Here is an 11,971-nt window from a genome sequence, read left to right on the forward strand (position 1 = left end):
AACATGAAAAAGATTCAACTTTTGCTTGCAGGTGCTGTGCTATTGGCTGGAGCCGCCCATGCACAGACTGGTACCCGCGCTGAGTTCCGTAACGTGAATGATTGCATCGGCTGCGAAACGATTAGCTTGAACGCTCGGCCTGTGAATCAAAGCAACCCCAATCCTAATTACAGCGCTCCATCGTTGGCATCTATTGATAACTGCTCGGTGGTAATTCAGGGCCAGGCATCGGGCGCGCCTGCTAAAGACCGTGGTGATAATAACGTGGCTGTGGTAGACCAAAGTGGCACCAAGAATAACGCCCAACTTTACCAACGCGAAGGCAACCGCAACTACGGGCTTCAGGTGCAAACCGGTACTAGCAACCAAGCACAGACCATTGTATGGGGTAGCCAAAACACAACGATTCAACTACAGAACGGCAGCCGCAACAAAGCTGGCATCAACGTAGACCAGGTAGATGGTTCGTATACTCCCGGCAGCACTGAAAACGGCAATAACAACTGGGCACAGCAGCGTCAGCAAGGCACAGGAACTGGCGTGGGTAACGACAACATTGCCAACCTCAACCAGTACGGCAACAACAACCTTTCCTCGCAAGACCAGCAAGGCAACAGCAACAGTGGGGATGTTTTTCAGCATACCAACTACAGCACCGCCGTGCAGCAGCAGACAGGTGATCTTAATACGGCCGTTACGCTTCAGGGCAAAACGCTGGCAAGCGGCGTCATTATGAGCGGTGACCAATATCAGCGCAGCTCCATTCAGCAAGGCGGCAACTCCAACGCCGCTATTGTTTCGCAAGACCGTCGCTAAGCAGTGGCGGGTGGTACTCTGGCCGCCTGCCTAGCCAGCTGGGTGCGTAAGTCTCTCGCCGGGGAGCAGCACCCAGCTACGGCTTTAGCAATGGCAAAGCAAGAGTACCCTTTCTCTGAAAAACCATGAAATACGCACTGCTTTTGGTACTGAGTGGCTTGCTAAGCTGGGGCGCTTACCCCGTACTGGGCCAGCAGCTTGGCCGCAGCGAAGCCGCTACCCCTGAGCAGCGGCTGGTGGAAGACCTGGGGGCCAACTGGAAAAACCTGCCCGTACCGTTGCTCGTGAACCTGCAAAACCTGTCGGAAATTGTGCAGCAGGGCAATAGCAACTTGGCCCTCACTACCCAGCAAAATGCAGGCAACCAGACCAATCGGGCCTTCATTGAGCAGGTAGGGAGCCTGAACAAAGCCTACATTGTGCAAACGGGCACGGGCAATACCACCCGCATCACCCAGCAAGGCCAAGACAATATGGCCGTGAGCGAGGTACTCGGCGACCAGAACCTGACTACCCTCGTGCAGAAAGGCAATGGCAACCTGTTGAACCGTCAAGCCCAAACCTCCAATATGGAATACAGCGTGTTGCAAGAAGGCAACAACAATTTGCTGAACACGCGCGATGCGGGCCCAGCGGTGCCGCAGGGCTACAGTATCGAAATGCGCGGCAACGGCATTCGTCTGAGCATTGAGCAGGGCAAAGTAGGGCAGTAATAGGCAGCCCCAGTACAGTAGGAAAGACCAGCCCATCAGGTTGGTCTTTCCCATTGCGGGCAGCGGTGCTAAAGCCATGCTGTACGATTAGCCTACCCTAGTCTCGATTAATAATGCTTTCCACCCCATGCTGCTGAAAAGCAGACCACCTACTTGGTTAGCGTATGATAAAACATATACTACACGTGCTGCTTCCTGGCTGTTTATTGGCCTTTCAGGATAGGGAAAAACCTTGCGAGGCGAAAATTGCGCTGGAGCGTGATGCGGTTCAATTACGCATCACCGGGTATTGCCGTAGCCAGAGCACCCAGCCAGCCAGCTACCGCTACGAGTTGGTGGTGGCAAAAAAAAGCCAGGGTGGACAGGCAACGAGTCGACAAAGCGGCGAGTTTGAGTTGCTGCCTGGTCAGACGGTGCGGCTTTCGCATATCACAGTAGATGCGGGTGGTGCCTATGCTGGACGGTTGCGCATTTTCACCCACGCCGGTGTTCTGTTAGCCCGCGACTCAGTGTGGCAGTCTACGCCCACTCACTAGCCTGCTTATCTCGGTGCTGCATAGCCGCATGTCGTTCGCCCTACCCGTTCCCTACCACCCACTCTTTATCATATTGCTGTGATGCTTCATTATGTACGCGCAACCTGGTACCATTGGCTGTTCTGTTGTTTCTGCTGGCTGACGCTAAGCGCTTGCGAAGACACTCCGGTAGAGCCTGTGTATTACGGGAACGTGTCGGGTGTGCTACGCGATGCCCGCACCAACCAGCCCCTTGCCAACGTTGCCATTAGCACTACACCTGCTACCTCGGCCGTAGTAACCGATGCGCAGGGGAGTTTTTTGCTAGAGCGAGTGCCTACCGGGCGCCTCGCCATTACAGCTTCCAAAACGGAATATCAACCTGCTACTACTACCATTACAGTAGAGGAAAACCAGACGGCCCAAGTAGCCATTATTCTCACCAAAAGCCAGACGGCCACCGCGCCCGCCGCGCCTACCCGGCCCGCGCCCGCCGACCAGGCCAACGTGCCTGGCCCCGATGTGACGCTGGAGTGGCACCCGGTGCGCCCTGCACTCCTCAGCGACTCTCTGCGCTACGATGTGCTGCTATACGAAAGCAACTCCACTGTTCGGCGCCAGCTGCTCACCAACTCTCGCGATACTACCGTGCGCGCCACCGGCTTGCAGTACAACACCACCTACTTCTGGCAAGTAACGATCCGGAATGGGAGTGGAGCCGCTACACGCTCCAATCTGTGGAGCTTTACTACGGGTGCCCTACCCGATAATCGCTACCTATTCGCCCGCGAGGTAAACGGAAACACAGATATTTATTCTTCCAACACTACGGGCAGCATGCTACTGCGCCTGACCACCTCCGCTTCTGTAGAAACCGCGCCGCGGCTGAGTCCCAACCGCGACCGGATAGCGTATGCTTCCAACGCCACCGGGCAGTATCAGCTATATACGATGAACCGCGACGGGTCGGATCAACGGCAGATTACGCAGCTGCCCGTGGAAGGCTACTTCAATTTTGGTACGGGCTATTGCTGGTCGCCCGACGGGTCGCAGCTATTGTATAGTAGCTACAACAAGCTTTACCGCATCAACCGCGACGGTACAGGCCTAACACTGATAGCCACAGCCCCCGCCGAGCGGCACTTCCGTGAATGCGACTGGACAAGCCAAGGCAATCGGATTGTGGTGCAAACAGTGGGCGTCAGTGTCTATGATTCTGAGTTGTACTACCTCAAGCCCGATGGCACAGGCCTGACCCTGGCAATAGGGAATTTGCCGGGCCGCCTCGATTCACCGTCATTCAGCGTCGACGGGCGCCGCCTGCTTTACACCCGCGACGTAGATGGGTACGACGATGGAACCGGTCGGCAACTCAACGCACACATCTTCTCTCAGCTATTGGATGGTAGCAACCTGGTTGATATTTCGGCTGGGACAGGTTCTGGAGCGAGTGCCGCTAATAGTAAGCCATTGGGTTTCAATGATGTGTTGCCGCACTACGCGCCAGATGGGAGCAAGGTGATTTTCGTGCAGGTAAACAACGTGGCCCGCTCAGTGCCCGAAGTCTGGATCGTTGACTTGAATGGTGCCAACCGGATGCGCTTATTTGAGAATGCTACCTACCCTGATTGGAAATAATTTGCTTTGCAAAACCAGCAACCAACAATAAGGCTGACCGGGAGAAAGACCTTACCTTCGTGCCTGTTATGGCGCCTTCTCCTGAGTTTGCATCACGCCCCATCGGCATTTTCGACAGTGGTATTGGCGGCCTCACGGTAGCCCGGGCCGTAAACCGCGCCCTACCCCACGAGCGACTGGTCTATTTTGGAGATACGGCGCATTTGCCCTACGGCGACAAGTCGACCGCGGCCATTCAAGCGTATTCTGTCAAGATCTGCGACGTGCTGCTTCGGCAGCAGTGCAAGGCCATTCTCATTGCTTGTAACTCAGCCTCAGCGGCGGCCTATGAGCTAGTGCGCGAATACGTGGGTAGTAAAGCCTTAGTGCTGAATGTTATAGATCCTATTGTGGCGTATGTAGGGCAGCACTACGCCGGACGTACCATCGGCCTGATTGGTACCAAGCAAACAGTAGGCTCCAACGTCTACCGTAAAAAGATTGACGACTTGGCCGTCGGAATTGAACTACACGCGCTGGCCACCCCACTGCTGGCCCCTATGGTAGAGGAGGGCTTTTTCGATAACGCGATCAGTGAAAGCGTTATCCAGAACTATTTATCCGACTCGTCGCTTGAAGCCATTGAGGCCCTAGTGTTAGCCTGCACCCACTATCCGCTGATTCGGGAGCAGATAACGCATTTTTATCAGGATCGTATCGACGTGCTCGACCCCTCTGATGTGGTAGCACTGGCACTGAAAGAGATGCTAACAAAGCATCAGCTATTGGCTTCGGCCTCCACTCGCCCGCATCACCATTTTTACGTATCCGACTTCACGCGCAGTTTTGAGGAGAGCACCCGCATTTTCTTTGGGCAGGAGGTAGACTTGGAATTATATCCGCTTTGGGAATAGATAGTTTCTGATGTCTGAGGCTGTCTAATTGGGAAAGTTATATCCCTTATTTTGCGTTGCGAAAGCAAGTACGCTGGCTAATAATTGTACTTAGCTTGGGAATAGTCATAACGCAAAGTATTATAAATCAATATTGCACAGATTGGAATAATACGTATTCATTGTCTCATTACGGGGCTTGGCATGAATTATGGCTTCTTAAAAGGAAAGAATAGCAAAGCCTGTTCTTTTGGGGTTTATTTGATAAATCATAAATTTTCATTAAATGTTTATGATATAGAATAGACTTACTGCGTAGAAGCACAAATCTCATGCTCCAGAAAAAAGCATATTCTTAAAGAACCTCCTTTTTCCATTCACTATGAAAAAATTGTACAGTTTACCTTGGGGAAGATATGCTCGACCTTGGGTTGCAGTGTTACTCTTACTGTTGAGTTCAGCAGTCAATAGTTGGGCGCAGACGTTCACAGAGACGTTTGGTACGGCAGGACCTAAAACTGTTGTGCAGGCAAACACGGATAACAATTTTGACAACAGTGGCAGATTCACCTTTGCTGGTAATGCTACTCTAATCAAATCAGATCCTTATATACCACCATCTCCAGGTTCACAGGGTTCATTCATCTATTTCGGTAATATAGATCCTGTCACTGGGGGTAGCGCTGAAGAATTGCCAGCGGATAATCGTACTTTCTCTATTTTTAGAATTAACACTTCTCAGTTAACGAACATAGTACTGAGGTTTAACTTGTATGCAACGCCGGGTATTGCATCCGTTCCAGGGGATTTTATAGCAGAATATTCTCTAAACCCAGCAGCTAGAAACCCTATTTATACTTCTATCCCGTCTGCTGCCATTGATAACGCTCTGCAGACTGATGGGTGGAGTGCTATCAGTATTATCAATCCTTTTAATGGAAACACAGCAGATGCTATAGCCATACGCTTTACGCGTAAAGGAAAAAATAATAGTACTGGTCCTACTGGCGACTACATTGCCATTGATGATGTAGCTCTATCCGCTACTGTTGCGCCCAACTTCACTGTTAATCCGCCGTCATTAGGTTTTACTAACACTGCCATTAATGCGCAATCAGCCTCCCAAACAATTAGCGTTTCGGGTAGTGGCTTAACGTCTGCTATCAACGTTGTCGCACCATCCGGTTACCGGATTCGCAAAACAAGGCGACGCTGCTTACCTGGCAGAGGGTGCTACCCTTATGCTGACGCCAACCAACGGGGCTATCAATTCAGTAGTAGAAGTGGTATTCAATCCAACGGCTGCAGGCACATACAGCGGGCAGATTACGTTTAATACTACAGGCGTCACGCAGAAAACAGTTGCAGTGAGTGGAACGGCGGTTGCGCCAACTATTGCTGTTTCGCCCGCTACGTTGTCCTTTGGCAACGTGGAAACGAATACAAAATCAAATATTCAGAGCGTTGTCGTGCAGGGTAGCAGCCTGATGAGCGATATTTCCGTGCAGGTACCAACAGGTTATGAGTTTCGCAAGCAGGGCGATGCTGCTTTCCTCTCCGCTGGCAACACGCTGACGCTCACACAGGCTAATGGTGCTGTGAATGCTGTGGTAGAAGTGCGCTTTGCACCCGTAACGGCCGGCGTATTTAGTGGCAATATGTCTTTTGTCGGCACCGGCGCAACTACGCAGTTTGTTGCTCTATCAGGTACTGGCGTTGCCCCAGCTCCCGTTGTGACGGTTTCGCCTGCCAATATCACGTTCTCCGATACCCAGGTTGGACGCTCATCCGATGCGGTTTCTTTCTTCGTGAGCGGGCAAAATCTCGATAACAACACAATTATTGTTAACTCGCCTTCAAACGAGTTTCTGATCCGGCGTGGCACAACAGGAGCCTTTGGGTCGCAAGTGACTCTGACCGGTACCGCTGGTACTCTGAGCAGCACCGAACTACAGGTGCAGTTCTCGCCTTCCACCGCTGGCAACCGGGCTGCCGTCATTGCTGCTGCTTCGGGTACAACGGTTAATTCCATTTTGCAAGTGAATGGCAACGGCTTACCGGCTCCTACGGTAGCCGATGTCTTTATCAACCCCGACCCAGCAACGCTGGATTTCGGTTCGGTCTCCTCAAACGGCTCGGCGCAGGTGCTGACGTTCAAGGTGGGTGGTACGCTACTGGGAACCAACCCGCTGGTGCTGACGCCCGCTAGTTCTGCTTCCTCAAACCCTAATATTGAGATTCGGGCAGCAGGGATTGGCGATTTTGAATCTAAGCCATTAGTATTCCAGCCTGTGGATGGTAATGTAAGCGAGCGTATAATTGAAGTACGATTGGGTGGCACGCTTACCGCAGGTAGCTATGCTGGTACAATTACGGTCAGCAGCCCTAATAGCGGTGCGCCTAATAAGGTAGTGAATGTGGTAGCAAACAGCAATGGTGTTGCGGCTACCATATCGGCCGACAATACGCTGACCGATTTCTCAACGGTGCCTGGGGTAGCTTCTGCAACGCAGTCTTACAAGCTGAATGGCCAGGGCCTAATTCGGGATATTACAGTGAAGGCTCCCAACAACTTCCAGGTAGCGTTACAAGAAGCAGACTTTGCCAGTTTAAAGGATGCCAATGGAAAGGATATCACTGGCAATACAATCACGGTGGTGCGGAACAATGCTACTGGTGACGGATTCCAGAATCCGGTATCTATTTATGTTCGTTATCTGCCTTCTGTTGCAAGTGATCAACCCGATCCGGCCAGCATTTCCAACACCAGCGACCCCGCTGTGGGCGCGGCCGTGCAAGTAAAAGGCTTCAGTGCTCCTTCGGTTGAAATTGTGGTGCAAACGCCGCAGATCAACAACGTAGTTGTTGGGACAGTATCGAATCTGGTGGCTGTTACGGTACGTGCTGTGCGGGTTCGTCAGGCGATTACCATAGCAGAGGTGCTGACTCAACCTAGTCAGTTCAACAACCCACTACAGGATCAGTTTCAGATTTCGCTGACTCAGAATGATGCTGATTTTGGCCAGACAGTAACGTTCACTCCAAACACAAATACCTATAGCGTTGATCAGGTAGTGTACGTACGGTATAAGCCTACGCACATTGGGGATGCCACCTCGAAGCTGCAATTCCGTAGTGAGGACTTTAAGGTCAAAACCTTCCAGGATTTCTTGGTGAATGGTGGCCTCAGTGGTAGAGCGCTCGATAACGAGCCTACCGTACAAACAACCATTAGTGTAACCCGCAACGGCTCAACTGCCACTGTGTTTTTCTCCCCAACGCAAGGAGGAGCCGTGAATGGCTCGGGTGAAGGACGCCTTATCATTGCTAGTCTCTCCAACTCTCTAAGCGGCAACTCACAGCCCCAGGATGGTCAAAGCTATTTGGCTACAGATGGCACCTTCGGTCAGGGTGATACTGTAGCACCTGGTTATTACGCTGTTTATACAGGTACTGGCGACCAGGCAGTGGTAAAAGGACTAGACCCTAATCAGCAATATTACTTCTACGTATTCGATTATAACTATGTATCGGTTAACAATTTAGGTCAGCGACTATCGGTACCAGGTGCTGAAAACTACCGCACGCCAACACTACCTACCCAGATAGTACCAGTGGATGCTATTTCGCCAGGTAACCCGCTACCTGTAGAACTGAAGTCGTTTGCTGCTAAGCTTACGGCCGGCGGTGTGAAGCTGGACTGGGCTACGGCCAGCGAGAAAAACAATAAAGGCTTTGAGGTGCAGCGCAGCCAGGATGGTGAACAGTTCACCGTATTACAGTTTGTGAAAGGCCAAGGCTCTAAAGGCGGCGCAACAGTATACACAGCACTTGATGCGCAGCCGCTCTCAGGCACTTCTTACTACCGCTTGAAGCAGGTAGACGAAGATGGTACGTTTGCTTACTCGCCGGTAGCTGCTATCACTAACATAGAAGCTGCCCGCGAAGTAACCTTCTACCCCAACCCTGCCCGTGACGTGCTCAACATCAGCACCAGCGAGTCGCTGGTAGGGGCTCGTGTAACAGTAACTGATCTAACGGGGCGGACGTTGCTGACTCGCACGCTGGATGCTTCTAATACTGTGTCGTTGAGCGTTCTGCGTACCGGCACATATCTGGTAACTGTAGAGACAGCCTCAGGAAAAGTAACCCGGAAAATAGTGAAGGAGTAACTTAACTAGTACACTTACTAAAAGCGCCCCAAGCCTAGGTTTGGGGTGCTTTTGTGTTTTACGATAATGAGCGTCTTGCTGAATACTGTTGGATCATCTTTTGTATGTATATAAATAGCTTGGTATCTATTGTTTGTGTTTGGTAATTAATCCTTTTGCAGTATGAATATCCGTGTGGTGCAGCAAAGATGCCTGTACCAGAAAATAGTATTTGTGCTGGTAGGGCTGCTCGCAGCAGCGCCCTTGCACAGTTGGGCGCAGCAAACGCACAGCGCCCGACCGGCTGTCAGTTCCTCCATCGTAATAAGTCAAGTGTATGGCGGCGGCGGTAATGGTGGGGCTACTTACAAGAACGATTTTGTGGAGCTGTTCAACCGTGGCAACACCACCGTTGACTTGAGTGGCTGGACGCTGCAGTATGCGGCTTCGACCAGCAATTTTTCGGCAAGCTTTAGCCTTACGGGTACCATTGCCCCTGGTCGTTACTATCTAATCCAACTGGCTAGCGGTGGAAGTGTTGGCGCCAATTTGCCCGCGCCGGATGCAACAGGAGCAATCAGTATGGCCATGGCTGCTGGCAAGGTAGCCTTGGCAAACAATGCCACGGTTGTAACGGGTTCTACGGGAAGCAACGTGGTGGATTTTGTGGGCTACGGAAACGGAACGAACGATTCTGAAGGTAATCAGCCTACGCCAGCGTCGAGTGCTGTGCTAAGTGTTGGCAGAAGCAGCAACGGCTGCACCGACACCGACAACAATCAGAACGATTTTACAGCAGGCCCGCCCGGCCCACGCAATAGCAGCTCACCAGCCAACAATTGCGGTACTACGCTCACGGCTTCACCTTCTTCCCTTGCCAATTTTGTAACCACAACCGGCGTTGATTCGGATGAACAGAGCTATACCCTTACGGGGAGTGGCCTGGGTGCCGCCATTACTGTCACCGCGCCGACAGGGTATGCTGTGGCCCTGGCTTCGGGCGGACCCTATACCACATTCGTCACTACCGGCGCTCCGGTGGGGGGTAGTCTGACCGCTACGGTATACGTGGTACTGCGTAGCACCACGGCTGGTACTATTGCGGGCACCATTACCAATACCAGTGGTAGTACCTCGGCAGGAGTAGCTGTTTCGGGAATGGCTAATGCGCCGGTTACAAACACCCAGACCGTGCGCTGGGACGGTGGCGCGGGCACCAACTACTGGTTTGATGCGGCCAACTGGAGCAACGACGCGGTGCCTACTACCGCCACCGATGTGGTGCTGGACCACACGTTTGTAACGGCTGGCTACAAAGTACTGCTACAATCTACCACCACCACCGTTGCCACGGTAGAGCCTGCCGTTTCCATTCAGTCGCTGGTGGTCAATCCGGGAGGTGGGGAAGCTATTAGCTTCGAGATACCTGTGCTCAATACCAATGGCAGTGCCCTGAGATTAGCGCGTAGCACCGCAAACGAGGTAGCCCTAGCCATTTACAACAAAGGCACTGTCACGAACAGTACCGGCAACAGCAATAGCTCCGGCGCGGGGCTAACAGTAGAAGGCAGCAATCCTACCGTATATATCTACAATGGCGGTACCTATCAGCACTACACCAACCGCGGGCACGCAACGGTAGTAGAAAACATAGCGCCTGTTACCGGAACCGAGGCTGGCCGTTGGAATTTCGTCTTTCCAACACCACGTTTTCCACTACTCTCTCCATAGGTAAGCGCAGCTATCCTACGCTGGTGCTGCGCGCCAATCCTGCCGCCACCAATATCACCAGCTATACAGGCAGCAGCACTGCCCTAACCATCCGCGGCGACTTGGTAATTGAGCCAGGAGTGGTATTTGCGCCCAACGTAACGGGAGAGTTGAAAATAGCCGGTAACCTAAATGTACAAGGTGCGCTACGCTTTGCACCTACCAATACGAGCGCGCCGGCTAAGGGCCAATTGGTACTGAATGGCGTGCTACCCCAAACCATCAGCGGGGCTACCCTTGGCGCCGTGGGAACCGATAGCTACCTGAGTGCCGGCGTAACGCTGCAAATAAACAATCCCAGTGGGGTGCTGCTGGCAACGCCTGTGATGGTAAACGGCACGCTGCAACTCACGGCGGGGCCGCTCATTACCAGCACCGTTAATACGTTGACGCTGGCTGCGGGAGCCACAACGAGCGGAGGATCAGCGGATAGCTTCATTAATGGGCCGGTGGCGTGTGTGGCCAATGGCGCCGGTAGCTTACGGTTCCCACTGGGTAGGGTAGGAGTTCGGGGCAATATGTATCGGCCGATTGTGCTTACCATCACAAAGTTGGCCTCGCCTACCACCTTCACAGCCACGCAGGTAGAAGAAGGCGGTATAGGCAGCTTGAGCGGTGGCCTGACGCGAGTGAGTCGGGTGCGCTATTTCGAAATCACGCCCACGCCCGCCCCGGCTGCCGGCGATTTTGCCGGTACCGTGACGGTAAGCTATGGCGCTGATGATTTTGTGAATGCTCCCGAAGCTGGTTCTCTGGTCATTGCCAAGAACAACAACAACGCCTGGAGTAATATCGGCCGAAGTGCCTACTCGGGTACCGCTAGTAGCGGCACCGTTACGTCAGGTGAGTTCACCTCGTTCAGTTGGTTTGCACTGGCTAGCACCAGTTCTGTTGTTTCTGAAAACCCATTACCAGTTGAGCTAACATCGTTTACAGCACAACGTTGCGCTACTGGGGCGCTGTTGCGCTGGACTACGGCCACGGAGCTGAACAGTGCGCGGTTTGAAGTGTGGCGCAGTACCGATGATAAAACGTTCACGCTGCTAGGCAGCCTACTTGGCCATGGTACCACCACACAGGCGCAGGCTTATCGCTACCTTGACACTACCCTTGGTGACGAAGCGGCTACCTACCGGCTGCGGCAGATAGATACAGACGAACACGCCACCAATACGCCCACGCGCTCCATCGCGGCGCTGTCATCAGAAAAGCCGGCTGTCTATTTCCCGAACCCGATAGGAGAGCACCTGACGCTGCATCTGGCTGCTGCTGCCACCTTTCAGATTATAAATGGGGCCGGGCAAGTGGTGTATATGGGATACGCTGCTGCTGGTACGACTACACACTCGCTGGCGGCACTTCCGGCGGGGCTGTATATACTTGAAATTCAGATTGCCGGACAAGCAGCGGTTAGACAGAGGTTGCTGATTGTCAAATAAAAAAGTGTAGAGTTGCAAACGACAAATTAGAAAGCGCATAGCTCTACCGTAGCCGCT

At 52.7% G+C, this 11,971-nt stretch carries 9 protein-coding genes; all 9 read left to right on the plus strand.

Translation table 11 applies throughout. The features are described from left to right. Positions 1-3 precede the first annotated feature (3 nt). Positions 4-816: a hypothetical protein gene (locus F1C16_RS03810; RefSeq protein WP_185283041.1), complete on the plus strand. Its 813-nt coding sequence runs from the start codon at positions 4-6 to the stop codon at positions 814-816. A 125-nt stretch (positions 817-941) separates the two neighbouring features. Then, positions 942-1,529 (plus strand): hypothetical protein, encoded by a 588-nt coding sequence (locus F1C16_RS03815; protein WP_185283042.1) that lies wholly within the window; start codon positions 942-944, stop codon positions 1,527-1,529. A 164-nt stretch (positions 1,530-1,693) separates the two neighbouring features. Next, positions 1,694-2,065, plus strand: a complete 372-nt coding sequence (csgH, locus tag F1C16_RS03820) for a curli-like amyloid fiber formation chaperone CsgH (RefSeq protein WP_185283043.1) — start codon at positions 1,694-1,696, stop codon at positions 2,063-2,065. A gap of 177 nt (positions 2,066-2,242) precedes the next feature. Next, complete coding sequence (locus F1C16_RS03825; protein WP_185283044.1) at positions 2,243-3,682, plus strand: carboxypeptidase-like regulatory domain-containing protein; 1,440 nt, start codon at positions 2,243-2,245, stop codon at positions 3,680-3,682. Between the two features lie 68 nt (positions 3,683-3,750). Further along, positions 3,751-4,575, plus strand: coding sequence for a glutamate racemase (gene murI / locus F1C16_RS03830; RefSeq protein ID WP_185283045.1), 825 nt, complete (start codon positions 3,751-3,753; stop codon positions 4,573-4,575). Between the two features lie 361 nt (positions 4,576-4,936). After that, complete coding sequence (locus F1C16_RS03835) at positions 4,937-5,890, plus strand: hypothetical protein (protein WP_185283046.1); 954 nt, start codon at positions 4,937-4,939, stop codon at positions 5,888-5,890. Next, positions 5,796-8,726 (plus strand): T9SS type A sorting domain-containing protein, encoded by a 2,931-nt coding sequence (locus F1C16_RS03840; RefSeq protein ID WP_185283047.1) that lies wholly within the window; start codon positions 5,796-5,798, stop codon positions 8,724-8,726. Before F1C16_RS03835 ends, F1C16_RS03840 begins: the two co-directional genes overlap by 95 nt. Positions 8,727-8,888: 162 nt before the next feature. Beyond that, complete coding sequence (locus F1C16_RS03845; RefSeq protein WP_185283048.1) at positions 8,889-10,436, plus strand: lamin tail domain-containing protein; 1,548 nt, start codon at positions 8,889-8,891, stop codon at positions 10,434-10,436. Continuing rightward, a complete protein-coding gene (locus F1C16_RS03850; RefSeq protein ID WP_185283049.1) occupies positions 10,388-11,914 on the plus strand; it encodes a T9SS type A sorting domain-containing protein in 1,527 nt (508 codons plus the stop codon). The genes F1C16_RS03845 and F1C16_RS03850 overlap by 49 nt, the downstream gene beginning before the upstream one ends. Positions 11,915-11,971 lie beyond the last annotated feature (57 nt).

Origin of the sequence: Hymenobacter sp. NBH84, from assembly GCF_014217645.1 — a bacterium.
Taxonomy (GTDB): Bacteria; Bacteroidota; Bacteroidia; order Cytophagales; family Hymenobacteraceae; genus Hymenobacter; species Hymenobacter profundi.